General features: G+C 72.1%; 31 protein-coding genes. 12 read left to right on the top strand and 19 right to left on the bottom strand.

The window, feature by feature from the left end; translation table 11 throughout:
• Positions 1-139: 139 nt before the first annotated feature.
• Positions 140-721, bottom strand: coding sequence for an RsiG family protein (locus ACZ6SQ_RS34285; protein WP_469569154.1), 582 nt, complete (start codon positions 719-721; stop codon positions 140-142).
• 159 nt (positions 722-880) lie between these two features.
• On the opposite strand from ACZ6SQ_RS34285, the gene dtd reads away from it, so the two are divergent.
• Entirely contained in the window at positions 881-1,306 is a 426-nt protein-coding gene (dtd, locus tag ACZ6SQ_RS34280; protein ID WP_469569151.1) for a D-aminoacyl-tRNA deacylase, read from the top strand.
• Positions 1,307-1,364: 58 nt separating this feature from the next.
• On the opposite strand, the gene ygfZ is transcribed toward dtd, so the two are convergent.
• From ygfZ to ACZ6SQ_RS34240, 8 genes are all read right to left on the bottom strand, one after another.
• Positions 1,365-2,330, bottom strand: coding sequence for a CAF17-like 4Fe-4S cluster assembly/insertion protein YgfZ (gene ygfZ, locus ACZ6SQ_RS34275; RefSeq protein WP_469569148.1), 966 nt, complete (start codon positions 2,328-2,330; stop codon positions 1,365-1,367).
• Between the two features lie 10 nt (positions 2,331-2,340).
• On the bottom strand, positions 2,341-2,778 hold the full coding sequence (locus tag ACZ6SQ_RS34270; protein ID WP_469569146.1) for a Fur family transcriptional regulator: 438 nt from the start codon (positions 2,776-2,778) through the stop codon (positions 2,341-2,343).
• A gap of 48 nt (positions 2,779-2,826) precedes the next feature.
• On the bottom strand, positions 2,827-3,402 hold the full coding sequence (locus tag ACZ6SQ_RS34265) for a heme-binding beta-barrel domain-containing protein (RefSeq protein ID WP_469569143.1): 576 nt from the start codon (positions 3,400-3,402) through the stop codon (positions 2,827-2,829).
• Positions 3,403-3,668: 266 nt separating this feature from the next.
• The gene (locus ACZ6SQ_RS34260; RefSeq protein ID WP_469569141.1) at positions 3,669-4,715 is read right to left on the bottom strand and encodes a hypothetical protein; all 1,047 of its coding nucleotides are present in this window, start codon (positions 4,713-4,715) and stop codon (positions 3,669-3,671) included.
• Positions 4,712-5,557: a hypothetical protein gene (locus ACZ6SQ_RS34255; protein ID WP_469569140.1), complete on the bottom strand. Its 846-nt coding sequence runs from the start codon at positions 5,555-5,557 to the stop codon at positions 4,712-4,714. The genes ACZ6SQ_RS34260 and ACZ6SQ_RS34255 overlap by 4 nt, the downstream gene beginning before the upstream one ends.
• Entirely contained in the window at positions 5,554-6,279 is a 726-nt protein-coding gene (locus ACZ6SQ_RS34250) for a hypothetical protein (protein WP_469569138.1), read from the bottom strand. Before ACZ6SQ_RS34250 ends, ACZ6SQ_RS34255 begins: the two co-directional genes overlap by 4 nt.
• Before the next feature lie 330 nt (positions 6,280-6,609).
• Positions 6,610-6,897: a DUF397 domain-containing protein gene (locus ACZ6SQ_RS34245; protein ID WP_469569136.1), complete on the bottom strand. Its 288-nt coding sequence runs from the start codon at positions 6,895-6,897 to the stop codon at positions 6,610-6,612.
• Positions 6,879-7,724, bottom strand: a complete 846-nt coding sequence (locus tag ACZ6SQ_RS34240; RefSeq protein ID WP_469569135.1) for a helix-turn-helix domain-containing protein — start codon at positions 7,722-7,724, stop codon at positions 6,879-6,881. The genes ACZ6SQ_RS34245 and ACZ6SQ_RS34240 overlap by 19 nt, the downstream gene beginning before the upstream one ends.
• Positions 7,725-7,898: 174 nt before the next feature.
• Here ACZ6SQ_RS34240 and ACZ6SQ_RS34235 point away from each other — a divergent pair, with 174 nt between their 5' ends.
• The gene (locus ACZ6SQ_RS34235) at positions 7,899-8,264 is read left to right on the top strand and encodes a hypothetical protein (protein ID WP_469569133.1); all 366 of its coding nucleotides are present in this window, start codon (positions 7,899-7,901) and stop codon (positions 8,262-8,264) included.
• Positions 8,265-8,531: 267 nt separating this feature from the next.
• Positions 8,532-8,894 (top strand): DsrE family protein, encoded by a 363-nt coding sequence (locus tag ACZ6SQ_RS34230; protein WP_386377809.1) that lies wholly within the window; start codon positions 8,532-8,534, stop codon positions 8,892-8,894.
• On the opposite strand, the gene ACZ6SQ_RS34225 is transcribed toward ACZ6SQ_RS34230, so the two are convergent.
• The 8 genes from ACZ6SQ_RS34225 to ACZ6SQ_RS34190 form a co-directional block, all read right to left on the bottom strand.
• Entirely contained in the window at positions 8,888-9,283 is a 396-nt protein-coding gene (locus ACZ6SQ_RS34225) for a VOC family protein (protein WP_469569130.1), read from the bottom strand. The genes ACZ6SQ_RS34230 and ACZ6SQ_RS34225 overlap by 7 nt on opposite strands.
• A gap of 10 nt (positions 9,284-9,293) precedes the next feature.
• Positions 9,294-9,554, bottom strand: a complete 261-nt coding sequence (locus ACZ6SQ_RS34220; RefSeq protein ID WP_386377810.1) for a DUF3099 domain-containing protein — start codon at positions 9,552-9,554, stop codon at positions 9,294-9,296.
• 301 nt (positions 9,555-9,855) lie between these two features.
• Positions 9,856-10,143: a DUF1416 domain-containing protein gene (locus ACZ6SQ_RS34215; protein ID WP_389327891.1), complete on the bottom strand. Its 288-nt coding sequence runs from the start codon at positions 10,141-10,143 to the stop codon at positions 9,856-9,858.
• A 33-nt stretch (positions 10,144-10,176) separates the two neighbouring features.
• Positions 10,177-11,022 (bottom strand): sulfurtransferase, encoded by an 846-nt coding sequence (locus tag ACZ6SQ_RS34210; RefSeq protein ID WP_469569127.1) that lies wholly within the window; start codon positions 11,020-11,022, stop codon positions 10,177-10,179.
• A gap of 442 nt (positions 11,023-11,464) precedes the next feature.
• Positions 11,465-12,202 carry an LmeA family phospholipid-binding protein gene (locus tag ACZ6SQ_RS34205; RefSeq protein ID WP_469569125.1) on the bottom strand — a complete coding sequence of 246 codons (738 nt, stop codon included), beginning with the start codon at positions 12,200-12,202 and terminating at the stop codon, positions 11,465-11,467.
• 169 nt (positions 12,203-12,371) lie between these two features.
• Positions 12,372-13,718, bottom strand: a complete 1,347-nt coding sequence (locus ACZ6SQ_RS34200) for a hypothetical protein (RefSeq protein ID WP_469569123.1) — start codon at positions 13,716-13,718, stop codon at positions 12,372-12,374.
• Between the two features lie 7 nt (positions 13,719-13,725).
• Positions 13,726-13,980, bottom strand: coding sequence for a MoaD/ThiS family protein (locus ACZ6SQ_RS34195; RefSeq protein ID WP_469569121.1), 255 nt, complete (start codon positions 13,978-13,980; stop codon positions 13,726-13,728).
• A gap of 39 nt (positions 13,981-14,019) precedes the next feature.
• A complete protein-coding gene (locus ACZ6SQ_RS34190) occupies positions 14,020-14,859 on the bottom strand; it encodes an alpha/beta hydrolase (RefSeq protein WP_469569119.1) in 840 nt (279 codons plus the stop codon).
• Between the two features lie 181 nt (positions 14,860-15,040).
• On the opposite strand from ACZ6SQ_RS34190, the gene ACZ6SQ_RS34185 reads away from it, so the two are divergent.
• The 5 genes from ACZ6SQ_RS34185 to ACZ6SQ_RS34165 all read left to right on the top strand — a co-directional run bounded on the left by ACZ6SQ_RS34185 (position 15,041) and on the right by ACZ6SQ_RS34165 (position 20,584).
• The gene (locus tag ACZ6SQ_RS34185) at positions 15,041-15,820 is read left to right on the top strand and encodes a winged helix-turn-helix transcriptional regulator (RefSeq protein WP_389327873.1); all 780 of its coding nucleotides are present in this window, start codon (positions 15,041-15,043) and stop codon (positions 15,818-15,820) included.
• Between the two features lie 97 nt (positions 15,821-15,917).
• The gene (locus ACZ6SQ_RS34180) at positions 15,918-16,940 is read left to right on the top strand and encodes a LacI family DNA-binding transcriptional regulator (RefSeq protein ID WP_389327870.1); all 1,023 of its coding nucleotides are present in this window, start codon (positions 15,918-15,920) and stop codon (positions 16,938-16,940) included.
• Positions 16,941-17,045: 105 nt separating this feature from the next.
• Positions 17,046-18,200 (top strand): S1C family serine protease, encoded by a 1,155-nt coding sequence (locus tag ACZ6SQ_RS34175; RefSeq protein ID WP_469569116.1) that lies wholly within the window; start codon positions 17,046-17,048, stop codon positions 18,198-18,200.
• Positions 18,201-18,419: 219 nt separating this feature from the next.
• Positions 18,420-19,157: a response regulator transcription factor gene (locus tag ACZ6SQ_RS34170; RefSeq protein WP_386377822.1), complete on the top strand. Its 738-nt coding sequence runs from the start codon at positions 18,420-18,422 to the stop codon at positions 19,155-19,157.
• The gene (locus ACZ6SQ_RS34165) at positions 19,154-20,584 is read left to right on the top strand and encodes a sensor histidine kinase (RefSeq protein WP_469569114.1); all 1,431 of its coding nucleotides are present in this window, start codon (positions 19,154-19,156) and stop codon (positions 20,582-20,584) included. The genes ACZ6SQ_RS34170 and ACZ6SQ_RS34165 overlap by 4 nt, the downstream gene beginning before the upstream one ends.
• A gap of 58 nt (positions 20,585-20,642) precedes the next feature.
• On the opposite strand, the gene ACZ6SQ_RS34160 is transcribed toward ACZ6SQ_RS34165, so the two are convergent.
• Both ACZ6SQ_RS34160 and ACZ6SQ_RS34155 read right to left on the bottom strand, forming a co-directional pair.
• Positions 20,643-20,966 (bottom strand): DUF6281 family protein, encoded by a 324-nt coding sequence (locus ACZ6SQ_RS34160; RefSeq protein WP_469569160.1) that lies wholly within the window; start codon positions 20,964-20,966, stop codon positions 20,643-20,645.
• Between the two features lie 190 nt (positions 20,967-21,156).
• On the bottom strand, positions 21,157-22,965 hold the full coding sequence (locus tag ACZ6SQ_RS34155) for a bifunctional metallophosphatase/5'-nucleotidase (RefSeq protein WP_469569112.1): 1,809 nt from the start codon (positions 22,963-22,965) through the stop codon (positions 21,157-21,159).
• A 145-nt stretch (positions 22,966-23,110) separates the two neighbouring features.
• Between ACZ6SQ_RS34155 and mshD the strand changes: the two genes are divergently transcribed.
• The 4 genes from mshD (at position 23,111) to ACZ6SQ_RS34135 (ending at position 26,679) form a co-directional block, all read left to right on the top strand.
• Complete coding sequence (gene mshD / locus ACZ6SQ_RS34150) at positions 23,111-24,037, top strand: mycothiol synthase (protein ID WP_469569109.1); 927 nt, start codon at positions 23,111-23,113, stop codon at positions 24,035-24,037.
• 296 nt (positions 24,038-24,333) lie between these two features.
• A complete protein-coding gene (locus tag ACZ6SQ_RS34145) occupies positions 24,334-24,720 on the top strand; it encodes a GntR family transcriptional regulator (RefSeq protein ID WP_469569107.1) in 387 nt (128 codons plus the stop codon).
• 58 nt (positions 24,721-24,778) lie between these two features.
• Complete coding sequence (locus ACZ6SQ_RS34140; RefSeq protein ID WP_469569105.1) at positions 24,779-25,663, top strand: ABC transporter ATP-binding protein; 885 nt, start codon at positions 24,779-24,781, stop codon at positions 25,661-25,663.
• Positions 25,660-26,679 (top strand): ABC transporter permease, encoded by a 1,020-nt coding sequence (locus tag ACZ6SQ_RS34135; protein ID WP_469569102.1) that lies wholly within the window; start codon positions 25,660-25,662, stop codon positions 26,677-26,679. The genes ACZ6SQ_RS34140 and ACZ6SQ_RS34135 overlap by 4 nt, the downstream gene beginning before the upstream one ends.
• Positions 26,680-26,689: the final 10 nt, after the last annotated feature.

Raw genomic sequence — 26,689 nt, 5'->3', positions numbered from 1 at the left:
CCCCCCCCCCCCCCCCCCCCCCCCCCCCCCCCCCCCCCCCCCCCCCCCCCCCCCCCCCCCCCCCCCCCCCCCCCCCCCCCCCCCCCCCCGCCCCAGCCCCGCACCACCCACAAACCGCAGGCGTGACGCCGGCAGGCCGTCACACCAGCAGATCGTCCACCTGCGCCTCACCGTCCCGGTACCGCCGCGCGATCTCCGCGCTGCACGCGTCGGTCGTGCCCTGGAGCCCCGCCCGCCGCCGCGAGACCTCCCGCTCGTACCGCACGAGCCGGCCCATCGCCGCGTTCAGCTCGAGGTCCGTACGGGCCGCGAGATCCGACAGCTCGACCTCGGCGAGCATCTCCTCGGCCAGCCGCCGGTACTCCTCGCCGTGCGGGGTGCCCAGCGTGACGTGCCGGGCCGACGACCGCTGCCGGGCGGGCCCGTCGGTGAGGATCTCCGACAGCCGCGCCACCACGGACACCTCCCCCGGCCGGGCCAGTTCGGCGCGCAGGATGTCGATCCGCCCCTGGAGCAGCCGCCGGACATAGCTGAGATCGGCCTCGTCCCGCTGTGCGTCCCGCCGCAGCGCCCGCAGTTCGGGCAGGCTCAGCAGCGCAAGATCCGGCGGACCGGGTTCGCCGGGCAGCGCGCCCGGCACCGGACTCTCCGTGCGCTGCGTGGGCGTTCGCCGGGTGGTCGTGCCCGGCGGCCGCCCGGTGCTCGTGCTCGGTGTGCTCATACGCCTCAACCGTCCCCTCGACCGGCGTGTGGGAGCATCGTGCCACCCCAACTGGCCGCTATGTGACCGAGTGCCCCCGAACGGCCCCAGATGGGCGCTTAAGGAACGAAAAGAAGCCCAGGTACGACGCCCTTCGACCCGCACGGCATGATGGTCGGCATGCGTGCAGTGGTACAGCGGGTGGACGGCGCGAGTGTCGTCGTGGACGGCGAGACCGTGGGCGAGATCAGCGGCGAGGGTCTGTGCGTCCTCGTGGGGGTGACGCACGAGGACACCAAGGAGAAGGCGGCCCAACTGGCCCGCAAACTCTGGTCGCTGCGGATGCTGCACGACGAGAGGTCGTGCAGCGACATCGACGCGCCGCTGCTGGTCATCAGCCAGTTCACGCTCTACGGCGACGCCCGCAAGGGCCGCCGCCCCACCTGGAACGCGGCCGCCCCGGGCGAGGTGGCGGAGCCGCTGGTCGACGAGGTGGTCGCCCAACTCCGCGCCCTGGGCGCCACGGTGGCCACCGGCCGCTTCGGCGCCCGGATGCGGGTGTCCCTGACGAACGACGGCCCGTTCACGGTCCTGCTGGAGATGTGAAGCCGCCACACAACAGGCGGGAATCCGCCGGGCGAGCGGGAATCCGCCAGGCACAGCCCTACGGCTCGACGACGACTTCCTGAGCCGCGGCCGTCTCCCCGGCCAACAGCCGCGCGTCCACCGGCACGTTCCGCTTGACCAGCGCCAACGCCACCGGACCCAGCTCGTGATGGCGGACCGATGTCGTCACGAACCCGATCTTCCGGCCGTCGGGCCCCTCGTCCGCGACCCGGAGCTCCGTGCCGGGCGGCGGCAGATGCACCTCGCTGCCGTCCAGGTGCAGGAAGACCAGCCGGCGGGGCGGCTTGCCCAGGTTCTGCACCCGGGCGACGGTCTCCTGCCCCCGGTAGCACCCCTTCTGGAGGTGCACCGCGCCGCCGATCCAGCCCAGCTCGTGCGGGATGGTGCGGTGGTCGGTCTCGAAGCCGAGCCGGGGCCGCTGCTGCTCCACGCGCAGCGCCTCGTGGGCGAGGATCCCGGCCGGGGAGCCGACCTGCCCGGCGTAGGCCTCCAGGCCGTCGCGCGGGAGGAAGAGATCGCGCCCGAACGGCGTCTCGCGGACGACCGCCCCGTCCGGCACCGGGGCGATGGACCCGGCGGGCAGATGGACGACGGCGATGTCGCCGGTCCGGTCGGCGACCTCCACGCGGTAGAAGAACTTCATCGACTCCAGATAGGCGATCAGCGCCTCCTGGGTGCCGGGCTCGACATGGGCCCAGACGGTGGTGCCGTCGTCGACGAGATACAGCGCGTGTTCGATGTGTCCGTGCGCGGAGAGGATCAGCGCCTCGGTGGCCTGCCCGGCCGGGAGGTCGCTGACGTGCTGGGTGAGCAGCAGATGCAGCCAGGCGAGCCGGTCGTCGCCGGACACCGTGACCACTCCGCGGTGGGAGAGGTCCACGAATCCGGCGCCGTCGGCGAGGGCGCGCTGCTCACGGAACAGGTCGCCGTAGTGGGCGGCGACGCCTTCGTCCACGCCCTCGGCGGGGACCGCGCCGGGAAGGGACAGCAGGGGGCTCTTCATGCGCTCAAGCCTACGACTCGGTACTTGAACTCTTCAGAGAGCATTCCTTGCAGCGGCCGAAGATCGCGAAATGCTTCATGTCGGTGTCGAAGCCGAACTCCTCCCGCAGCTTGGCGGTGAAGTCGGCGGCGACGGACAGATCGGCCTCGATGACGTTGGTGCAGTCCCGGCACACCAGGTGGATGTGGTGGTGCCGGTCGGCGAGGTGGTACGTGGGCGCACCGTGCCCCAGATGGGCGTGCGAGACGAGGCCCAGCTCCTCCAGGAGCTCCAGCGTCCGGTAGACGGTGGAAATGTTGACCCCCGACGCCGTTCTCCTCACTTCCGCGAGGATGTCGTCGGGGGTCGCGTGCTCCAGGGTGTCCACGGCTTCGAGGACAAGCTGCCGCTGCGGCGTCAGCCGGTAGCCGCGCTGCCTGAGGTCGCTCTTCCAGTCGGTGCTCACCACACCGACGAGTCTAGAACCACCCGGGCGGCGGGCCACTGCGGAACCGGCCTACTTGAAGAAGGCCACCCCGTCGTCCGGCAGGTCGTCGGGCAGGGCCTTGGCCCAGCGCTCGACCTCCTCGGGGGTGACGACCTTCTTCAGCTGGGCGGACATGTAGGGGCGCAGCTCGACCTCGGGGGTCTGCTTCTCGCCGACCCACATGAGGTCGCTCTTGACGTAGCCGTACAGGCGCTTGCCGCCGGAGTAGGGCCGCGAGGCCACCGTCCGCGCGACCGCGTCCGTGACCAGGTCGATCTGCGGCTTCTTGTCGGCCATCTCGCCGTACCAGATCTCCACGACGCCGTCGTCACGGGTCATCGTGACCTCGACCTTGCGGGCCGCGTCGATACGCCAGTAGCCGGTCTCGGACTCCAGGGGACGCAGTTTGTTGCCGTCGTTGTCGAGCACCCAGGTGCGGGAGTGGTACTCGAGGAAGTCGCGTCCGTCGTGCGTGAAGGACACCTCCTGCCCGAAGTTGCACTTCTCGGAGCCGGGGAAGTCGTGCACGCCGGCGCCGGCCCACCTGCCCAGCAGGAACGCGAGGGGCACGAGGTCCTTGTGGAGGTCGGACGGGATCTCGATCATGATCAGCTCAGCAGTCTCGTACGGCTGGACGGGGAAAGGTCAGCGCTGGCCCTGGTACAGCTTCTTCACGGCCAGTCCGGCGAAGGCCAGCACGCCGACACAGACGAGGACCAGCAGGATCTCGAAGAAGGCAATCACGGGGTGCTCCTTGGTGAGCGGAGGGTTCGGGTGCGCATGACCGGGCCCCAGCTTACGCGGCCGGGGCCCGCCATTCCTTGCGAGGTACGCCTCAGCGGCGTCGGCGGAGGAGTCGCGCCTCCACGGCGTCAGCCGAGCAGCTGGCTCTGGAGCACCACGGTCTGCTGGAACGGCACGGCCGGGACCTCGCCGCCCTTGCGCGACTGGATGACCACCGCGTAGACATCGCCCGCGGAGAGGTAGCCCAGCCGGACGTGCTCGGGGCCGTGGGGGGCTGGCTCGGTGTAGGCGACGCGCTTGATGCCGGAGACGGCGGCCGCCTGGGGGAACTCCTCGTCGTGTACGGCGTCGTGCACGCCGCGCACCAGGTAGGCGGGGGTGCTGTAGGAGACGGTGTCGCTCGCGATCTGTGCGTCCACCATCTCCGCCGTGGCGAAGTGGAGCAGGTAGATCCGGGTGCTGACGCCGTCCGGCGTGGTCCAGCCGCGGGCGGCGATGTGCCGCAGACCGGTGTCGAGGAGCTTCTGCCGCACCTCCTCCCGGTGATCGTCGTCGGGGTACTCCGCCAGGTAGTCCTTCGTCTCCCCCCAGCCGTCCTCGCCGCGCAGCGCCTTGTCCTCCTTCGCCCCGGCGGGGGCGGGCAGGACGAGGGCTCGCAGGTCGGCGTAGTGGGCGTTCTCCTCGTTGCCCTCGGCGAAGGGCCTCGGGCTCCCGGCGGGCAGCGGCGGGAGCGTCAGCTCGGGATAGTCCCATCGGCCGTCGGACTCGGTGGCCAGGCCGGGGAGGTCCCCGCGCTCCATGGAGGCGATGCCGTACGCCGTGCCCGTGCCGACGGCCGCGAAGACGGCGACGGCGGCGACCCAGCGGGTCACGGCGCGCAGGACGCGCCGGTCGCGGGGTGCGGATGCCTCCGGCGACGGCTCCGGGGCCGGGGCCGCCGGTGGTGCTGCGGCCCCGTCCGCAGCGGAGTGGGGCGGAGTCGCGGCGGTCTCGGTCGCCGTGGTCGCGGTGACGGTCTCAGCCGCGTCCGTCGGCTCAGCCGCGTCCGTCGGCTCAGCCGCGTCGGCGGCCGGCTCGGTCGCCGACGCCGCCTCAGCCCTCTCGGCCACACCGGACGCCTGGGGCGCGTCGGCCGTGTCGGTGGCGCCGGGCGTCTCGCTCGTCTGCTCGGTCATATCGTCTTCCCGGGTGCGTCGATCCGGTCGAGCTGCGTGCGCACGAACCGGGTGACCTCGTCGTCGTCGAGTGCGTTCACGCCGTGCGCGGTGACGGCGACGACGATGTCGCCGACGGTGGCGGCACAGAGCACCATCTCCAGTTGCTCGTCCTCGTCGAGCGGCCCGCGCAGGCATTCGGCGTCCTTGTAGCCCTTGATCTCGGGCCCCTTGTCGACCTCCTCCAGCCCGGCGAGCGCACGCACGCCTTCGAGGTAGCCGCGCACCGCGCCCCGGTTGCCGAGCCGGGTGAGTTCGACGGTGGCCGTGAAGAAGCCGTCACGCATGAAGCGGGACGTGTCCTCGCTGACGTAGCTGCGCATCACCTTGGCCCGGATGTCGCGCTTCTCGATCATCTCCTCCATCCCCTTGCGGGCGGACCGGGGAAGACCTTCGAGGAAGAAGCTGAGCCGGGCCTCGGCCTGGTTGCCGGTGAGCTCGGCCTCGGAGGTGAACTCGTCGATGTCGGGGCCCTGGACGTAGCCGTCGGCGTCGTACGGCATGAGCAGGGCGGTGAGCTCCGCCGCGGCCCGCGCCTGCTCGCCGACCGGCTTCTCGTCCCGGGGTTTGCCCTCCGGGGTGTCCTCGCCGTACTCGGGCTTCGGGAACTTCCAGGCCGGGGAGGCGGCGGACCGGTCGGCGTCCCGTACGGTCACGACGGTCGCGCCGACCCCGGCGAGGACCGCCGCCGCCGTCAGCACACAGCCCGCCACGACAGCCGCCCGCTTTCGGCGCGCGGGCCTGTGCCCGGCGGCGTCGGCCTGCTCCTGGGAGAGTTCCTCCGGGGCTTCGGTCTCGCTCACAGCCGCTCCATCTGGCGCTCGGCCACATCCATGATCGTCTTCTTGGGGACGGGCCGGTCCCCGTAGACCCAGATCTCCATCGCGATGTCCCCGCGCCAGGCGTGGGCCTGCGCGTTGTACTGCGGCTCGACTCCCGGTTGGCCCTGGGGCCGGTTGTGGAGGTAGACCCAGCCGTTGCCGGTGCCGGGAATGGGCCAGCTGTCGGTGTCCCGCAGCCCGTCCAGGTAGCCCTGGGTCTCGAGGACGGTGTCGGCGGCCGCGACGGACTCCCGCTGGCGGTACTGGATGAGCCGGATCTCCACGAAATGGGAGCCGTTGTCCCAGCCGACGACGGCGGCCCGGCGGAACTCGTCCCCGATGAGCCATGCGAAGCCCCGGCTCGGGGATTCGTAGTGGCTCGCGTAGGTCGCAGCATCCATCCACGTGCCCTCGGCGGGCAGCCAGTCGACCTCCTTCGCCGTGGGCGGCTTGCTCAGCAGCAGACCGGTCAGGTCACCGTCAGCGAGCAGCTTGTGGTCGCTGAGAACCGACAGCGCCTCCGGGCCCTTCCCCTTCGCCTGCGCGAGCACCGGCTGCGACAACGGCGGCAGCTTCGTCGGCTCGCGGTCGGCCTGTACGAGGTACCCCGCGCAGGTCCCGGCCACCACGCCCAGCACCGCCGCCGAGGCGACGAGCGCCACGGTGCGGCCCCGCCGCCGGCGCGGCCTCTCCGGATCTTCCAAGACGACCCCTGTTGTTGTGGAACGCGAAGCGCGGATTCCGCATCCGCGCGCACAAGAGACTCATGGTCCATGCACGGGGTTGCGGAGTTTTTGATCACGATTCGCATACGGCTCCGGAGAGGGCCGCGGTGGGAGGGAACGCCCTCGGCCAGGCGGGGAAGCCCTCGGCGACCTGACCGGCCGAGGGCGTCGGCGACCTCGGTGCCGGAGCCGCCCCTGCGCCACGCGTCCGGCGGCCCGGCGCAGGGGTGGCTCGCCGGGTTCGCGGTCGGCCTGCCGTTCGGCGCGACGGACACGCTGCTCGCGCGCGCCCGCCCGCCGTTCTGGGCGTCAGCCCGCCAGGGTGCCCTTCCGCACGCCGCCCACGAAGGCCGACCACGCCTCGACGGCGAACACGAGGGGGGTGCGGGCGGTGTCCTTGCTGTCCCGGACGGGGACGAGCGGGGGGAGGCTGTCGGAGACTTCTACGCACTGGCCGCCGTCAGGGTTGCTGTAGCTGCTCTTGCGCCAGGCGGCGGTGCGGAGGAGGTCGTCGGAGACTTCGACGCAGTTGCCGCCGTCCGAGTTGCTGTAGCTGCTCTTGCGCCACGTCACGCCGCTCAGGTCGATGGCTCGCACGGCATTCCCTCCAACATCCGCAGGATGAACTCGCGCGACTCGGCCGGGTTCAGCGCGACGTCGCGCATCACATCGTAGGCACGGTGGAGTCGCTCAACAGACGCGTTTTCCTCGACTAGTTCACCCCGGAATGCGTTCTCCGCGTATGCCACCGTGCGCCCGCCCAACAACCGCAGAAACATCACGTCGGTGCTCACCAGCCCATGCAAACCAGCGCTCAAGGGCAACACCTGAATCGTGACGTTCTGCCGCTGCGACACCTCAAGCAGATGCTCCAACTGCCCCCGCCACTCACCCGCGTCCCTGAGGGGCGTGCGGAGCACCGCTTCTGCCATGAGGGCACGGAACTGCGGCGCGTCCGCCCCCTCCAGCAACTTGCGTCGCCTGGTGCGAGCCTCGACCTGCTGATCCAGCCCCTCACCCTTGGCCCCGCCCAGCGACAGCACCTCACGGGCGTACCCGTCGGTCTGGAGCAGGCCGGGCAGGACGCTGACACCGTAGTGCCAGAGGCTCAGCGCCTCCTCCGCCTCCAAGGCCATGTACCGCCGATACTGCTCCTTGAACTGCGTAGGGTCCCCCACCGCCAGCTCCCACAGCGCCAGCAGCATTCCCGGCGTCGCGTAGTGCTGGTCCAGCGCCTCCACGATCTCCGGGCTGCCCAGGCTGTGCCCGTTCTCCATCTTGCCGAGGGTCGACGAGTCCCAGCCCAACCGGTCCCCGAGGTCCCGCAGACTCTCGCCCTTCGCCGCCCTCAGCAGGCGCAGTTCCTCCGCGAACCGCACCCTCGGCTCATAGCTCCGGCCAGTGATCGCGCGCCGCTGCGGCATCGAACCCTCCTGCCCTGCCGTGGAATTTGTGGAATTTGGAGCGCCGGGTGTGGAACCAACGCCGTTCAACGCCACATCAGCTCCCGCCCTGGGCCATCCTCGTAACACCCAGGAATGCACTCAGAGTAGTTCAACTGTCGCATTCCGTAAGGAAGTTCCACAAAAAGGAGTCCCATGGAACCCGGAACGCTCCTCTACGACCCCGCCACCGACAAGGTCGGCGAGTACCGGGACCGCCAGGGCCCGCACGCCCTGCTGCGTCCCGTCGGCGGCGGCCGCGAATGGGAGGCCGACCCGGCGTCCCTGCGGCCCGCAACGGACAGGGAGCGGCTCAGCGCGGGCGTACGGGCGGCCAACAGGTCGACGACCGCCCCGCCGAACCCGGACGATGTCGCCACGCCACCCCGCCCCGAGCCCGACTGCCCGGCCTGCGAGGAACTGGCGGGGCTGCGGCACGCCGCGAGGGCGGCGCACGACCACAGCGCGGAGACGGACGCGAACGTCCTGCTGCGCCAGCACCAGCGCCGGGACCACCGGTGAGCGGCCAGGACGGCAGGGCCAGGCCCCGGCGGCACATCATCCCGGAGCCGGTCCCCCGGTACGCGCTGCCGCCCGCGCAGCTCCCAGCGCTCCCGCCGCCCTCCGAGGCGGGCCCTCCCCCACGGCCACGCCGAAGGCGTGGACGGCACAGGCCCCGGCGCGACGACGTCCTGTGGAGCGGCCTGCTCACGGCGGCGAGCGTCGCGTGCCTGCTGGTGGCGTCGGGCCTGCGGCTGCTGGAGTAGTCGGACGCATTACGCTGCCCGCATGGCGAAGAAGCTCGTGATCAAGGTGACGGCGGGCGCGGACGCGCCCGAGCGGTGCTCGCAGGCGTTCACGGTCGCGGCGGTGGCCGTGGCGAGCGGCGTGGACGTCTCGCTGTGGCTGACCGGGGAGTCGGCGTGGTTCGCGCTGCCGGGCCGGGCCGCGGAGTTCGAACTGCCGCACGCGGCGCCGCTGCCGGATCTGATCGAGTCGATCCTGGCGGGCGGCCGCCTCACACTGTGCACGCAGTGCGCGGCACGCCGGGACATCACGGAGAAGGACGTCATCGAGGGCGTCCGGATCGCGGGGGCGCAGGTGTTCGTCCAGGAGTCGCTGGCCGACGACACCCAGGCGCTCGTCTACTGATCCGGGGCGGGAGGCTGCACCCACAGGCAGAACGGGTGCCCCGACGGGTCGAACAGGACGCGTACGTCGTCCTGCGGCTGGTACTCCGCGAGCGTGGCCCCCGCCGCCAGCGCCCGCGCGGTCTCGGCCGCCAGGTCGTCCACCTCGACGTCCAGGTGCAGCATCATCTGCTGGTCACCAGGGGCACGGGCGGGCCAGACGGGGCGTACGTACTCCCGTTCGGTCTCGAAGGCGAGCGCGAGGCCCTCGGTGCCGGGCGGGGGGCCGATGAGCACCCAGTCGGGTTCCTCGGCGCGCACCTCGTAGCCGAGCAGCCGCCGGTAGAAACCGGCCAGTTCATGAGCGTCGTGCGCGTCCAGCACCACCGTGGACAGCCGGGCAGTAGCCATACCCGTCTTCCTATCGCGGCCGCTTCCTGCCGTCCAGTTCGTCCCACCACTCGTCGGACTGCGGGTCCCCGGACGGATCGTCCCACCAGCGGTCCTCGGGCCCCCGCCGGTTCGCCACCATCGCGGCGACGGGCGGGATCACCATGGCCACCACGCACATCCCCACGGCCACCGGCACGGACCACAGCCGCACGACGGCCCAGGCCAGGACGAAGAGTCCCAGGCAGACCCCCATCATGGCGAAGTACACGTGCCGTCGCCGTGCGTACATAGGTCCAGGGTAGATCCGCGGCCCCCGACACCGGAGATCATCAGCCGAGCATCAGCGCCACACCCCGACCCCGGCCCGGAGCAGGCGGCCGGAGGCCGACACAGCGGCCCCGAAGCCCGCGAAGCGGTGCGAGGGACGCGTCAGAACGGGGCCACGTGCCGTCGCCGTGCGTACACAACTGCAGGGTAGATCCGGCACGCCGGCGTGAGAGGGCCGGAAACGGCCGGGTTCCCGGGCATGCCGAAGGGCCGCGGCTCAGGCGTCCAACCCGGGAACCGCGGCCCTACGGTGTTCCGTGCCGTCAGACGGCGATCGCGACCTCGGCGAGGCCGCCCTGCTGGGCGACGACCGTACGGTCCGCGGTGGCGCCGGGGATCAGCGCGCGGACGGTCCAGGTGCCCTCGGCCGCGTAGAAGCGGAACTGGCCCGTGGCGGAGGTGGGGACCTCCGCGGTGAACTCGCCGGTCGAGTCGAGCAGGCGCACATAGCCCTGCACCGGCTCGCCGCCGCGGGTCACCTGGCCCTGGATGGTGGTCTCACCGGGCTTGATCGTCGAGGCGTCGGGGCCGCCGGCCTTCGCTCCGCACATGTTGAACTCCTTGAGGGGTAAAGGTCGGTGGTCTTACTTGTTGGCGCCGAGCTCGATCGGCACGCCGACGAGGGAGCCGTACTCGGTCCAGGAACCGTCGTAGTTCTTGACGTTCTCCACACCGAGCAGCTCGTGCAGCACGAACCAGGTCAGCGCGGAGCGCTCGCCGATGCGGCAGTAGGCGATGGTGTCCTTCGCCAGGTCGACCTGCTCCTCCTCGTAGAGGGCCTTGAGGTCGTCGTCCGACTTGAAGGTGCCGTCGTCGTTGGCGTTCTTCGACCACGGGATGTTGCGGGCGCTCGGGACGTGGCCCGGACGCTGCGACTGCTCCTGCGGCAGGTGCGCGGGGGCGAGCAGCTTGCCGGAGAACTCGTCGGGCGAACGCACGTCGACCAGGTTCTGGCTGCCGATCGCGGCCACGACGTCGTCGCGGAACGCGCGGATGGAGGTGTTCTGCGCCTTGGCCTGGTACTCGGTCGCCGGGCGGGCGGGCACCTCGGTGCCGTCGACCAGCTCGCGGGCGTCCAGCTCCCACTTCTTGCGGCCGCCGTCGAGGAGCTTGACGTTGTCGTGGCCGTAGAGCTTGAAGTACCAGTAGGCGTACGAGGCGAACCAGTTGTTGTTGCCGCCGTAGAGGACCACGGTGTGGTCGTTGGCGATGCCCTTCTCCGACAGGAGCTTCTCGAAGCCCTCCTGGTCGACGAAGTCACGGCGGACCGGGTCCTGGAGGTCCTTGGTCCAGTCGATCCGGATGGCGTTCTTGATGTGGTTCTTCTCGTAGGCGGAGGTGTCCTCGTCGACCTCGACGATGGCGATCGTCGGGTTGTCCAGGTTCTCCTGAAGCCAGTCGGCGTCGACCAGGACGTCGTTGCGGCTCATGCTCGTTCTCCTCCGGGGCAGTTGCGGCGGGGGTGTGCGTGAAGAGTGGGTGCGCGGCCGGGCATGCGGCAGCGCGCACAAGTGCCCTGGGGCAGGGCGGCTGGAGAATGCGGCCGGCGGCGGTGCCGGTGTCGCTCAGAAGGTGCGACAGAGCATGGCGGCGACGCGGCACAGGTCTACTGCCCGCCGCTTCGTGAGATCCGCCTGTCGCTTCATGGCTCGATCGTAGGGACGGACAGCGGGACATGTCACCGGCGTGTCGCATGTTGAGACGCGATCGTCCGAATGTCGGGATGGGATGACTGTCGAGTCAGTCCCCGCAAGGGTTCCCGGTCCGGAATGCGCCATCGGCGGCTGAGGTGCGGACGAGGCCGTCTCGCCTTTCGGAACGCCGTTCGGACAGCCGTCCGACGCACCGGACCCCTGTCCGGCGCCCGGCTACCTACCCGGCGAGGCTGACGTTCGAACCCTGGACGATGATCCGTACGCCGTCCTCCGCCGCCTCCACCTTGTCCAGCTCGATCCCGCCCGGCAGCTGGGCGATGGCCTGGTCGAAGTCGGTGATCTCACGGACCCGGTCCTCGGCGATGCTGACCCCGCCGAACTCGGGCAGCGCGTCGGCCTTCACCTTGACGGTGTCGCCGTCGACCATGACCGTGCTCAGCACGGTGACGGGCTGGGGCAGCTTGTTGCCCAGGACCGACACCTCGACGGAGGACTTGATCTTGCCGTTGCCGCCGTCGGAGAGACCGACGACCCGTGCGGTGACCCCGGGGCCGACCTGGGTGGTCTTGCCCGTCGCGGTCTTGAGCAGCTCGTCGTAGGAGATGATCGCGGTGCCGGTGGCGGAGGCCGCGGTGGCGGAGCTGTAGTCGCCGGAGAAACGGACGCCCTTCATGTTCGCCTGGAGGTCGGCGATCCGGATCTTCTCCGAGCCCTTGCCGGTGAGCGCCTCGTAGTCCTCTATGCCGACCTCGACGTCGTCCAGCTCGCCGCCGGCCATCTGGGTCAGGAACGGGAAGCCCTTGATGGACACGTCCGGCGTCTGCGCGAGGCCCTCGCTGGCGCGCAGCTGGTCGGCGGCCTCGCCCTCGGCGAAGTGCACGGCGAGGCGGTCGGCGACGACGAAGAGCCCGCCCAGCACCACGGCGACGATCAGCACTATGCGCAGCGCTCGCATGTTCCCCCACCTCTGCGTTCGATCCGGTCGCCAGCCACGGTAACCCCGCCGGAGGTGGGAGCCGCGAGATTGTCGATCACCTGTGACAGGCGCGGCTCCCGCCGGACTCGCCGCCCCGACCTGGGCCGGGGCCCTTGCGGCGACGCCGCGGAGATCCGCCGGAAGGGCTCTAGAGCCCCCGGCCCAGCACCCAGAGCACGGGTGCGGCGGCCGCGAGCGGCAGGGCGACGCCCGCCGTGAAGTGCACGAACCGCGAGGGGTAGTCGTAGCTCGCGACCCGGTGTCCGATCAGCGCGCACACGGCCGCGGCCGCGCCGACGAGGGCGCCCTGCGCGCCCACCCCGGTCACGCCGCCGACCGCGATGCCCGCACCGGCCGCCGCGAGCAGCGACACCACCACGGAGGCGGGCGTCGGCAGTGGCAGCGCCCTCGCGAGCACGGCCACCGCGACCGCGGCCGCGCCGATCGTCGTCGCGTCCGGCTCCGCCGCGAGGTGACCGGCCGCGAGGATCGCCAGCGCCGCCGAGACGACGGTGGCCATCAGGCCGTACATCCGCTCGTCGGGCTCGGCGTGCGAGCGCAGCTGGAGCACCAGCGTGAGCAGCACCCACACCCCGAGCGTGCCGAGGATCGCAGCGGGCGCGTCGTCCCGCCCGACCACGAGCAGCGCCGCGTCCGCGGCGAGGGCTCCGGCGAAGGCGAGCGCGATGCCCTGGCGGGCGGGCCACATGCCGTTCAGCCGGAACCAGCCGGCGGCGGTCAGGCCCTGGAGCGCGACGAGCGGCACCAGCAGGGCGTACGAGCCGACGGCGGCGGCGCCCGAGAGCAGCAGTCCGAGCAGCGCGGTGAGCGCGGCCGGCTGCATCCCGGGCTCGATGATCGGCGAGCGGCCCTCCAGCCGGGCCCGCTGGGCGTCGGTGATCCGGGAGTTGCCGGCCAGGGTGGCCGGACCGTAGGCGGGGTCGCCGGGTGCGGCCGGGCCGACGGGCGCGCCACCGGCGGCGGGTGCGGCTGCGGCCGCGGGGGCGGACGGGCCCGAGGCTGCCGGTGCCCCGGCCGTGCCCTGCGCGGGCCCCGCCCCGGTCCCGGCGTCCTGGCCGTAGGAGGAGTGGGGGGAGTAGGGAGCGGCATGGCGGCCGGGCTCGGCACCCGCCGGGGCGGCATAGCCGGGTTCCGCGCCCGCCGGGGCGGCCTGCCCGTAGCCGGACGCGGCGGCGCGGCCCGTCGGGTCGTGGGCGGGGACGCCCTGCCCGGGGTGGCCGGCGGCCGCGGCGGCCGGTCCGGCCCACGGCTCCTGCTGCGGCGGCAGATAAGCGGTCTCGGTGGTGCTCGGCACGGGGGCGACCGGGGCCTGCATCTGGGTCTCCCAGGTCTGCCCCTGCCACTGCTGGGTGTACTGCGCCTCTTCTGAACCCTGCGGATACGGCTGCTGCTGTCCGGGCCACTGCTGCCCTGACTGCTGCGCATAGGGGTCGTGGGAGCCGTCGTACGGCCCCTGGTACGGCTGGTTGGTCATGCTCCGGTCACCCTCCTGCGAACGGCGGGAGCACCTCGACCGTGCCGCCCTCGGCCAGCTGAACCGTCTCATGCGCGCGGGTCCCGACGGGATCACCGTCGACGATGAACGAACAGCGCAGCAGGACCCGGGTGAGCTCGCCCGGGTGGAGCGAGCGCACCGCTTCGAGCGCCTCGGCGAGCGTCGCGGCCTCGAACGGCTCCTCGGCGACCCCGGCCGCGGACTTGGCGGCGGCCCAGTAGCGGACCGTGACCTTTGCCATCTCGTCCCTCAAGTCGGTTCGGCAGTGAACAGGCCCAGGCTAGCCCGCCCGGGACAGCCCCCAGTCCCCGATCCTGGCCAGCAGGGAGTCGTCGGCGGCGTTCTCGGCGTGCCCCATGCCGGGCTCCAGCCACAGCTCACCGTGTTCCCCGGCGGCCTCGGCCAGCATCCGGGGGTGGTCGAGGGGGAAGTAGCCGTCGCGGTCGCCGTGGACGATCAGCAGCGGGGTCGGCGCGATCCGCGGCACCGCCTCGACGGGCGACAGCGGGACGGGATCCCACTCCTCATGATGAATGCGGGTCCGGAAGCCGTAGCGGCCCACCAGACGGCCCTCGGGCCGGGTGATCAGCCAGTGCACGCGCCGCATCGGGGCGGTGCCCCGGTAGTACCAGCGGGCGGGCGCGCTGACGGACACCACGGCGTCGGTCGTGCCGGGCCGCAGGGCCGCGTGCCGCAGGACGACGGAGCCGCCCATGGAGAAGCCGACGGTGACCACCCGGGTGTGCCCGTGGCCGCGGGCGCAGTCGACCGCGGCGGCCAGATCGAGGACCTCCCGGTCGCCGACCGTGGAACGGCCACCCGAACGGCCGTGCCCGCGGAAGGAGAAGGTGAGAACGGCCCCGTACGGCCGTAGCGCGGCGGCCACCCGCCGGACATGGGGCTTGTCCACATCGCCCGTGAAACCGTGCGCGACGACGAACGCGAGGTCGACGACAGGTGACACGGCGGGGTCGTATACAGCGGACCCTCGATCGTATACGGAATCGAGGGCGATTCCGTCTACCGTGCGCAGATACGTCCGCAATGGTGTGCTTCCACTCGTCTCGGAATGCGGACGAACGGTGGATCGTGCCACATGACCTGCCGGACCGTCGCTCATGTCGGCTATTCTGCTGGGCAGAGGACTCGGGCAGCGTAGCCCCCGGGTCCTTTTGTGCTTTCGGAAGCGTTGTATACGAAGCGGGAAACCTCAGGTGACCGCCGGTGTACGGGGCCCCCGGGATCGCAGAGCAGTTCTGTACCGCACACGTCCTCGCAGGGACCGAGGAGGAACCAGACGTATGAGTTCTCTGCTGCTCCTGACCAACGCCCTCCAGCCGTCGACGGAGGTGCTGCCCGCGCTCGGCCTGCTTCTGCACAACGTGCGGGTCGCCCCGGCCGAGGGGCCCGCGCTCGTCGACACCCCCGGCGCCGATGTGATCCTCGTCGACGGCCGCCGCGACCTGCCCCAGGTCCGCAGCCTCTGCCAGCTGCTGCGCTCCACGGGCCCCGGCTGCCCGCTCGTCCTCGTCGTCACGGAGGGCGGCCTGGCCGCCGTCACCGCCGACTGGGGCATCGACGACGTCCTGCTGGACACGGCAGGGCCCGCCGAGGTCGAGGCCCGGCTGCGGCTGGCGATGGGCCGGCAGCAGATCGTCAACGACGACTCCCCGATGGAGATCCGCAACGGCGACCTCTCGGTCGACGAGGCGACGTACTCCGCCAAGCTCAAGGGCCGGGTCCTGGACCTGACCTTCAAGGAGTTCGAGCTCCTGAAGTACCTCGCGCAGCACCCGGGCCGCGTCTTCACCCGCGCCCAGCTGCTCCAGGAGGTCTGGGGCTACGACTACTTCGGCGGCACCCGGACCGTGGACGTGCACGTACGGCGGCTTCGAGCCAAGCTCGGCCCCGAGCACGAGTCGCTGATCGGGACCGTCCGGAACGTCGGTTATCGATTCGTTACTCCCGAAAAGGGCGACCGTCACTCCGACGAGGCGAAGGCCAAGGCGGGGCGGGCAAAGGCGGAAGATGCGGACAACGAGGCCGTCCTCGAGGCCTCCGAGGTCACGGCCGACGCGTGAGGGACGCACGGGCGGGGCATCACGACCGCACTCCAGGACCTCTGCCGGGCTCCTTCACGCCCTGCCCAGAGGCGTTCCATCCGCGTAGACTCCGCGCGTGGCCAAGGTGACTCGGGATGACGTGGCACGACTGGCGGGGACCTCCACCGCGGTCGTCAGCTACGTCATCAACAACGGACCCCGGCCGGTCGCCCCGGCCACGCGCGAGCGTGTCCTCGCCGCCATCAAGGAGCTGGGCTACCGGCCCGACCGGGTGGCCCAGGCGATGGCCTCGCGGCGCACCGACCTCATAGGCCTGATCATCCCGGACGCCCGTCAGCCCTTCTTCGGGGAGATGGCGCACGCGGTCGAGCAGGCCGCCTCCGAGCGCGGAAAGATGGTCCTGGTCGGCAACACCGACTATGTGGCCGAGCGCGAGGTCCACTATCTGCGCGCCTTCCTCGGCATGCGGGTATCGGGCCTCATCCTCGTCTCCCACGCGCTGAACGACCTGGCCGCCGCCGAGATCGAGGCCTGGGACGCCCGGGTGGTGCTGCTGCACGAGCGGCCCGAGTCCATCGACGACGTCGCCGTCGTCACGGACGACCTCGGCGGCGCCGAGCTCGCCGTCCGCCATCTGCTGGAGCACGGCTACGAGTACGTCGCCTGTATGGGCGGCACCGCCGACACCCCGGCCGTCGGCGACCCGGTCTCCGACCACGTCGAGGGCTGGAAGCGCGCGATGGACGAGGCGGGCCTGTCCACCGAGGGCCGGCTGTTCGAGGCGCCGTACAACCGCTACGACGCCTACCGGATCGCCCTGGACGTGCTGTCCGGGCCGGACCGTCCGCCCGCGTTCTTCTGCTCCACCGACGACCAGGCGATAGGCCTGCTGCGCGCGGCGCGCGAACTGCGGATCGACGTTCCCGGTGAGCTGGCCGTGGCCGGCTTCGACGACATCAAGGAAGCGGCGCTGGCCGACCCGCCGCTCACCACGGTCGCCTCGGACCGCTCGGCGATGGCCCGTGCGGCGGTCGACCTCGTGCTCGACGACGGACTGCGCGTCGCGGGCTCCCGCCGCGAGCGGCTGAAGGTGTTCCCCTCACGGCTGACGCCGCGGCGGTCCTGCGGCTGCAAGTAGTCCCGCCCCCGCGGGCCGGGTCTTTATATCGGGCATACGAGGTTCTGCCGGGCTTCTCAGGCAGCACTCAGGGAGCTCTCATGGACGGGCGCCAAGCTCATGACCATGACCGAGAGCAACCGCCGAGACGGCGAGTACGAGACCACGTACCAGGGCGGCGCGCACCCCTACGCGGGTGGCGGGCACCCGCATCCGGGCGGCACCGACGGCGGGCAGTACCCCGCCGCGCCTCCCGCCGCTCCTTCAGGTGGCTTCGCGGGCCCGGCGCACCCGGCCGAGCCGGTCACCGCCGTGCACCCCGCGGCCCCGGTCAACCCCGAGTGGCCGCCCCCGCCGCCGTACGCGCCGGAGACGGCCGCCGTCGTCCCCGAGCCGAGGCCGCGCAGGCGCAACCGCGGCCCGCTCGCGCTGCTGGCCGCGGTCGCGATCGTCGCGGCCGCCATCGGCGGCGGCACGGCCTACGGCATCCAGGAGCTGACCGGCGGCTCCGAAGCGGTCTCCTCCAGCGCGACCAGCACCAACGTGGTCCCCTCCAGCCAGAAGGGCACGGTCTCCGGGGTCGCCAGGGCGGTCAGCCCGAGCATCGTGGAGATCAGTGCGACGGGGAACGGCGGGGCCTCCACCGGCTCCGGCGTGATCATCACCGATGACGGCGAGATCGTCACCAACAACCATGTCGTCGCCGGCGCCTCCGAGATCAAGGCCAGGACCAGCGACGGCAAGGAGTACACCGCCGAGCTGGTCGGCACCGACAGCGGCAAGGACCTCGCGCTGATCAAGCTGACCGGCGCCTCCGGCCTCAAGGCGGCCACCCTCGGCGACTCCGACGGCGTCCAGGTCGGCGACCAGGTCGTCGCGATCGGCTCGCCGGAGGGCCTGACCGGCACGGTGACCAGCGGAATCGTCTCCGCCCTCGACCGCGACGTCACCGTCTCCACCGGGGAGGGCGAGCAGCCGCAGCAGCAGGGCGGCGGCTGGCCCTTCGAGTTCGGCGGCCGCGAGTTCAACGGCGACACCGGCTCGTCCACGACGACGTACAAGGCGCTCCAGACGGACGCGTCCCTCAACCCGGGCAACTCCGGCGGCGCGCTGATCGACATGAACGGCAACATCATCGGGATCAACTCGGCGATGTACTCGTCCGGTTCGGGCTCGGGTTCGGGCTCGTCCGACGCGGGGAGCGTCGGCCTCGGCTTCGCGATCCCCGTCAACACCGTCAAGGCCGACCTCGACACGCTGCGGTCGGGCTCCACCGACTGACCCCGGCGGCCGGTCGCGGCGCCGGGCCGCCTCCGTACGGCACGGAACGTGCGAGGCTGAGAATCGAGAACGGTCCCCGGTGCGAGGCTGAGAATCGAGAGCGGTCCCCACGGGCGGCTCCGCCGAAGCACCCGCCACGAGTCGCCGGGCCCGCCGCGAGACGCCCCCGCGGGCAGCACTCCCCGTCCCCGTCCGAGGAACCAGAGGAACCCGACACCCATGAGCCCCGTCGAAGGCGACCGTGACCCCCAGCGCATCCTCATCGTCGACGACGAGCCGGCGGTGCGCGAAGCCCTCCAGCGCAGCCTCGCCTTCGAGGGGTACGACACCCAGGTCGCCGTCGACGGCATCGACGCGCTGGAGAAGGCCACCGCGTACCGTCCGGACCTGGTCGTCCTCGACATCCAGATGCCCCGCATGGACGGCCTGACCGCCGCCCGCCGCATCCGGGGCGCGGGCGACACCACCCCGATCCTGATGCTCACCGCCCGCGACACCGTCGGCGACCGGGTCACCGGCCTGGACGCCGGCGCGGACGACTACCTCGTCAAGCCCTTCGAGCTGGACGAACTGTTCGCCCGGATCCGCGCGCTGCTGCGCCGCAGCTCGTACGCGGCGGCGGTGGCGGGCGCGGACGCCCCGCAGGACGAGGCGCTGACCTTCGCCGACCTGCGCATGGACCTGGCGACCCGGGAGGTCACCCGGCGCGGGCGCACCGTGGAGCTGACCCGCACGGAGTTCACGCTGCTGGAGATGTTCATGGCGCACCCGCGCCAGGTACTGACCCGTGAGCAGATCCTGAAGGCGGTCTGGGGCTTCGACTTCGAGCCCTCGTCGAACTCCCTCGACGTCTACGTCATGTATCTGCGCCGCAAGACGGAGGCGGGCGGCGAACCGCGCCTGGTCCACACCGTGCGCGGGGTGGGGTACGTGCTGCGGCAGGGCGGCGCGGAGTGAACAAGGCGGTACGGCGGCTGCGCTCCCTGCCCCTGCGCTCCCGGCTGGCGCTGCTGGTGGCGGCGGCGGTGGCGTTCGCGGTGGCGGCGGTGTCGGTGACGTGCTGGTTCCTGGTGAAGGGACAGCTGTACAACCAGCTCGACGACGAGCTGCGCAGCGAGGAGGTCTCCGGCCTGCTGCTCAGCACCATGCTGGCCAACTGCCGGCAGCCCGAGCCCCGGCAGCTCGGCCTGCCGCCGGGCTCCCCCACCGTCACGATTCTCTACTCCGACGGCTCCACCTGCGCCATCCCCGACGCGCCGGAGGTCAAGGTCCAGTCCGTCGACCTGGCGGTGGCCGACGGTGAGAAGGAGGCGGCGCTGCACTCGGGCCGCACCACCGACGGCACCGCCGTACGCGTCCTCACCCGGCCGGTCTTCGACCGTGAGACCCGCGCGGTGCAGCGCGGTGTCGCCGTGTCGGTGGCCAAGCCGCTCTCGGAGGTCACCGAGCCGCTGAGCTCCCTGGCCTGGATCCTGCTGGCCGTCTCCGGCATCGGCGTGGTCGGGGCGGGGGCGGCGGGCCTGGCCGTCGCGCGGTCGGGCCTGCGGCCGGTGGACCGGCTGGCCGAGGTCGTGGAACACGTGGCCCGCACCGAGGACCTGACGGTCCGCATCCCCGTCGAGGACGACGACGAGGACGAGATCGCCCGCCTCAGCCGCTCCTTCAACTCGATGACCACGGCCCTGGCCAGTTCGCGGGACCTCCAGCAGCAGCTGATCGCCGACGCCGGCCACGAACTGCGCACCCCGCTCACCTCCCTGCGCACCAACATCGAGCTGCTCACCCGCAGCGAGGAGACCGGCCGCCCGCTGCCGGAGACGGACCGCAAGGCGCTGCTGGCCTCGGTCAAGGCGCAGATGACGGAGCTGGCCGCGCTGATCGGCGATCTTCAGGAGCTGTCCCGGGCGGAGGGCCAGCGGGGCGAGCGGGTCCAGGTCGTGTCCCTGGAGGACACCGTCGAGACCGCGCTGCGCCGGGCCCGGCTGCGCGGGCCGGAGCTGACGATCACGGCCGACCTGGCGCCCTGGTACGTCCGCGCGGAGCCCTCGGCGCTGGAGCGGGCCCTGGTCAACATCCTCGACAACGCGGTGAAGTTCAGCCCCGAGGCGGGCACGGTCGAGGTGGCCCTGCACCAGGGCGTCCTGACGGTCCGGGACCACGGCCCCGGCATCCCCGCGGACGAACTCCCCCATGTCTTCGACCGCTTCTGGCGCTCTCCCTCGGCCCGCTCCCTGCCCGGCTCGGGCCTGGGCCTGTCCATCGTCGCCCGCACGGTCCACCGCTCCGGCGGCGAGGTGACCCTGTCCCCGGCCCCGGGCGGCGGCACGGTGGCGACGGTACGGCTCCCGGGGGCGCCGACGCCGCCTCCGTCGGAGGCTGTCTAGCCCCTTGCGGCGCGACGCCACGCAGGTTCGTCAGGGCCGCCCTGGCCGCCGACCGGGGTCAGTCCCGCCCCACCACGCCCCGCAGCTCCTCGGGCAGGGTCGCGCCGGACTCCGACGCCACCAGCACCACGTCCGGCGCGACGGGGTCCAGCACGATGGCCAGGTCCGGGTCCACCCCCTCGATCGCATAGGCGGTCACCCGCTCGTCCGGCGTGCCGGGATCGTCGGGATCACCTCCCGTGTCGTCACAGCCCGCCCGGACGGCGCCGCCGAGCCGCTCCCCCACCTCGAAGTCCCCCGGCGCACTGCCCACGTACCGACGGCCCTCGAACGTCACGAGGTACACGCAGGACCCCTCACCCGAGACCTCCTCACCCCCCACCACACACCCGGCGAGCGCCAACGCCAGCAGACTCCACGCACCCAGCACAGTTCGCTTCACATGAACGGGACGGGGGTGTGCGCGGTTTCGTTCGGACGGGTGCCGGGCCGGGGGCGCCGGCCGGGAGCCGGAAACGAAGCGGGGGACGAGCCGTGGCCCGTCCCCCGCCTGCGTCACCGCGACCGTCGGGTCACTTCACGATCGTGATCCGGTTCGCTGCCGGCGGGGCCAGCGGCGTGGTGGGGGTGGAGTTGGCCAGGAGGTACTTCTCCAGGGCCGTGAGGTCGTCGGCGCCGAGGAGGTCGTTGGTGCCGAGCGCGATGGTCGGGAAGCCGTCGCCGCCGCCGGAGAGGAAGTTGTTGGTGGCGACGCGGTAGGTGGCGGTCAGGTCGACCGGGGCACCGTTGAGCTTGACGGAGTCGGTGACGACGCGGTCGGCGCCGGTCTTCGTCAGGTCCAGGGTGTAGGTGAGGCCCGAGGAGATCTGGAGGATCTTCGGGGAGGCCGCGTTGGTGCCGCTGACCTGCTCCTTGAGGACCTGGATCAGCTGGGCGCCGGTGAGGTCCTGGAGGTTGACCAGGTTGGCGAACGGCTGGACGGTGAAGCCCTCGGCGTAGGTGACGACGCCGTCGCCCTCGGAGCCCTTGGCCGCGTAGGTCAGGGGCGCGCGGATGCCGCCGGGGTTCATCAGGGCCAGGTCGGTCTCCGGGTCCAGCTCCTTGCCGTAGGCGAGCTGGGCGTCGGCGATGAGGTCGCCGAGCGGGGACTCGGTGCCGCTGTTGCTGATGTCGGCGGAGATGTAGCCGATGGCACGGTTGCCGATGGGCGCGGCGAGCACGTTCCACTTGTCGATCAGCGTGGTCAGGTCGGCCGCCTTGGCGACGTCCCGGGTGACCACGTGGTTCGCCGACTTCACCGACGTACGGGCGATGTCACCCGTCCAGCGGTCGTAGGTCAGGGTGGTGTCGGTGTAGAGGCGGCCGAAGGACGCGGCCGAGGTGACCATGCGCGGGTTGCCCGCCGGGTCGTTGACCGTGCACACGTAGGCTGCGTGGGTGTGGCCGGTGACCAGCGCGTCGACCTTCGGCGAGATGTTCTTCGCGATGTCGACGATCGGGCCGGAGATGCCGTCGCCGGCGCCCGGGGAGTCACAGTTGTAGTTGTACGAGCCGGAGGCCGGCGCGCCGCCCTCGTGGATCAGCGCGACGATCGACTTCACACCCTGCTTCTGCAGGATGTTGGCGTACTTGTTGATCGTCTCGACCTCGTCCTTGAACTTGAGGCCCTTCACGCCCTCGGCGGTGACGACACCCGGGGTGCCCTCCAGGGTCACGCCGATGAAGCCGATCCGCACGCCGTTCTTCCGCCAGACGGAGTACGGCTTGAGGATCGGGCGGCCGGTCTTCTCGTTCAGGACGTTCGCGGCGAGGTAGGGGAAGTCGGCCCCCTGGAACTCCTCGTCCCCGTAGCAGCCGTCGGTGGCGTGGCAGCCGCCGTACTGCAGGCGCTTGAGCTCGGCCGGACCCTCGTCGAACTCGTGGTTGCCGACCGAGGTGACGTCGAGGTCGAGCTTGTTCAGCGCCTCGATGGTGGGCTCGTCGTGGAACAGGCCGGAGAGCAGCGGGGAGGCGCCGACCATGTCACCGCCGGCCGCGGTCACGGAGTACTGGTGGCCCTCGCGCGCCTTGCGCAGGTGCGTGGCGAGGTACTCGACGCCGCCGACGTCGTTGATGGTCTTCACGGTGCCGTCCGGCTGGACCTCGGTGACCCGGCCGGAGGAGCCGGCCGGCGGCTCCAGGTTGCCGTGCAGGTCGTTGAAGGACAGCAGCTGCACGTCCTGGTAACGGCCCGGGTGCTTGCCGGTCCGCTGGGCCTCGTCGGCGTTCGCGGTACCGGGCAGCGCGGCGGCGAGGGCGCCGACGGTCGCGACTGCGGCGGCCGCGGCGAGGAGCCGGTGCGTACGGCGTCTGCGGTGGTGCGGCTGAGGTGTGGCAGGCATGCGCCCCCCTGTGGTGCATGTGAAGGTATGTCTCGGTCCGGGCGCAGCCTAGAGTCAACGCGCGTAGCGCGACAGGGGGTTCATGGTTACATCTGGGTTTCCCTTTGCCGACGTTTCACGAGTGCGGGCCTTTACCCTCGTAGGCATGACCAGCGACGACTTCGCACGGCCCGGCCGCTCCCGCTCCATCGAGACCTTCGCCGCGCTCGACGCGGAGCAGATCGACGCCGTCCTCGCACTGCTCGCGGAGGCCGCCCGCAACGACGGCCAGCAGGCGGTCTCCGAACAGGGCAGGCTCCAGCTCCGCGGCGGCGAGCGTGACGGCGTGGCCCATCTGCTGCTCACCGCGGGCGCCGAACTCGTCGGCTACGCCCAGCTGGAGGACACCGACCCGGTGGAGGCGCCGGCCGCCGAGCTGGTCGTCCACCCCGCGCACCGCGGGCACGGGCACGGCCGCGCGCTCGGCTCCGCACTGCTCGCCGCGTCCGGCAAGCGGCTGCGGGTGTGGGCGCACGGGGGCCACCCGGCCGCCCGCCATCTCGCGCAGGTGCTGGGGCTGACCCTGTTCCGCGAACTGCGGCAGATGCGCCGACCGTTGACCGGCCTGGAGCTGCCGGAGCCGGTGCTGCCCGAGGGCGTGACGGTCCGTACGTTCGTGCCGGGCGAGGACGACGCCGCCTGGCTCGCGGTGAACGCGGCCGCCTTCGCGCACCACCCCGAGCAGGGCTCACTGACCCAGCGCGACCTGGACGACCGCAAGGCCGAGCCGTGGTTCGACCCGGCCGGGTTCTTCCTCGCGGTCCGCGGCGGGGAGCTGATCGGCTTCCACTGGACCAAGGTGCACGCCGAGGAGCAGATCGGCGAGGTGTACGTCGTCGGTGTCTCGCCCGACGCGCAGGGCGGCGGCCTGGGCAGGTCCCTCACCACGATCGGCCTGAACCACCTGGCGGCCCAGACCCTGCCGACCGCGATGCTCTACGTCGACGCCGACAACAAGGCTGCCGTGGCGGTGTACGAGGGGCTGGGGTTCGCGACCCACGAGGCGGATCTGATGTACCGGACGGAGACGTGAGGCGACGGGGCGGAGGTGTGCGGCGCCTTGGCGCAGGCGTGAGAAGCCGGGCGCAGGCGTAATGCGCCTGGGCGCAGGCAGGAGACGCCTGCGCGGAGACCCGAGACGGCTGGGCGCAGGCCCGAGACGCCTGTACGCAGGCCGGTGGCGCTCGCGTCGGGGCGTCAACGCCTGAGGCCCGCTTCACCCCCAGGGGGCGGTGACCTTGACACCGCCCCCTCTCTTCCATCACCCTTTCACTAATCAAGTAGTGAAAGGGTGATTCGAGACGTGGCCGGACGACCAGGGACCGGACAGTGATCGAGTACCGCATCGACCGGCGCAGCGGCGTCGCCACCTACGTCCAGATCGTCCAGCAGACCAAACAGGCCCTGCGCCTCGGCCTGCTGGAACCCGGCGACAAGCTCCCCACGGCCCGCGAGGTCGTGGAAGCCACCGCCATCAACCCGAACACCGTGCTCAAGGCCTACCGCGAACTGGAACGCGAGGGACTGGTCGAGGCCCGGCGCGGGCTCGGCACCTTCGTGCGGCGCTCCCTGGGCGCCGCCCCCGCCGACTCCCCGCTGCGCACCGAGCTGGAGGACTGGGCACGGCGGGCCCGCGCGGCCGGGCTGGAGCGCGACGACGTGGCCGCACTCTTCACATCCGTACTGGAGCAGCGCTTCGAGGGGGAGAAGGAATGAACGCCATCGGGGGACCGCCGGCGCTTCGGGCACCGCGCGCGGGGCGAGGGGGCAGGCGATGACCGGCACCGCCATCGAGGCGGCCGGGCTGGGCAGGCGGTTCGGACGCCGCGCCCGGCCCGCGCTCCAGGACTGCGCCTTCCGCCTCCCGGCGGGCCGCATCTGCGCCCTCGTCGGCCCGAACGGCGCAGGCAAGTCCACCCTGCTCGCCCTGGCGGCCGGGCTGCTCGGCCCGACCCAGGGCACGCTCACCGTCCTCGACGGCACCCCTGCCGCCACGCGCGAGCGCCTGGCGTACGTCGCCCAGGACAAGCCCCTGCACCCGCAGCTCACCGTGGCCGAGACCCTGCGTCTGGGCCGCGAGCTCAACCCGCGCCGCTGGGACGGGGCCGTCGCCGAGGCGGTCGTCGGCCAGGGCGACCTCGACCCCGGCGCCAGGATCCGCACCCTGTCCGGCGGCCAGCGCACCCGCGTGGCACTGGCCCTGGCCCTCGGCAAGCGGCCCGAGCTGCTGCTGCTCGACGAGCCGATGGCCGACCTCGACCCGCTCGCCCGGCACCAGCTGATGGGCACACTGATGGCCGATGTCGCCGACCACGGCACCACCGTCGTGATGTCCTCGCACGTCGTCGCAGAGCTGGAAGGCTCCTGCGACCACCTGCTGCTGCTCGGCGGCGGCCGCGTCCGGCTGGCCGGACCATTGGAGGACCTGCTCGCCGCACATCGTGTGGTCACGGGCCGCATCGGCGACCTCGCCCCGCACACCGTCGTCGAGTCCCGCACCGGCGGCCGCCTGCTCACCGCGCTGGTGCGGCCGAGCGGGCCCCTCGACACCGGCTGGGAGACCGCCGAGCCGTCCCTGGAGGAGCTGGTCCTCGCCCATCTGCGGGCCCCCGAGGCGCCCGCCCTGCTGCTCGACGAGACGCGGGAGGCCGCCGCATGACCACCACCGCAACCACCCAGGCGCCCTCACCCACCCAGGCGCCCTCACCCGCCGAGGCCGGGCCCCGGCGCCGCGGCCCGCGCGGCATGGTGTGGGCCGTGCTCCGGCTGCACCGCGTGGCCCTGCGCTTCTGGATCCTGCTGTTCGCCCTGGCCGCCGCCGCGCTGCTGTGGGCGTACGGCCCGGGCGGCGACGCCGCCTGGCGCCAGTACACCGGGATGGCCTGCGGCACCCGCTGGGACCTGGGCTGCGACTACGCCGGCGGCCCCGAGTACGTGCGCTACGAACTGGCCGTGTCCCTGTCGGCGGCCCTGCTCGGCGTCCTGCCGGCCGTCGTCGCGGGCTGGACGGGCGGCGTGCTGATCGGCCGCGAGCTGGAGAGCGGCACCGCGCGGCTGGCCTGGGTGCAGTCCGTCTCCCCCATCCGCTGGCTGGTGACCAGGCTGACCGTGCCCGCCGCCCTGCTGATCCCGGGCACCCTGCTGCTCACCCTGCTGCACCGCGCCGTCTGGGAGTCGGACGCGCCGCTGCTGTCCGACCTCGGCTGGTACGCCTGGCACGACCCGGTCACCTTCCAGGCCAACGGCCCTCTCGCCACCGTCTACCCGCTCCTCGGCCTGGCCGTCGGCGCCCTCGCCGGACTGGTCGCCGGACGCGCGGTGCCGGCCGTCGGCGGCGCGGTCCTCGCCCAGTTCGGCCTGACGCTCGCCCTGGGCACGCTCCGCCCTTATCTGTGGCCGTCGGTGACGATCACGACGCCGGTCGACGAGTACCCCTCCTACGACGGCATGAGGGTCGACGAGGGCGCCTTCGGAGCCGACGGCTCGCGGGTGCACGGGTCCTGCGTCGAGGAGCCCGGCTGCATCGCCCGGCACGACATCGTGGGCCAGTACGCCGACCACCACCCGTCCTCGCACTTCTGGCCGCTCCAGCTCGTGGAGACCGGCATCGTCCTGGCCCTGACCGCCGCGACGGCCGCGGCCGCCTTCTGGCTGATACGCCGCCGCACGAGCTGACCTCGGCCGG

Source organism: Streptomyces sp. NPDC048600 (assembly GCF_055587025.1).
The sequence above is the reverse complement of the archived record's forward strand: the minus strand, read 5'-3'. Positions and strand labels throughout refer to the sequence as shown.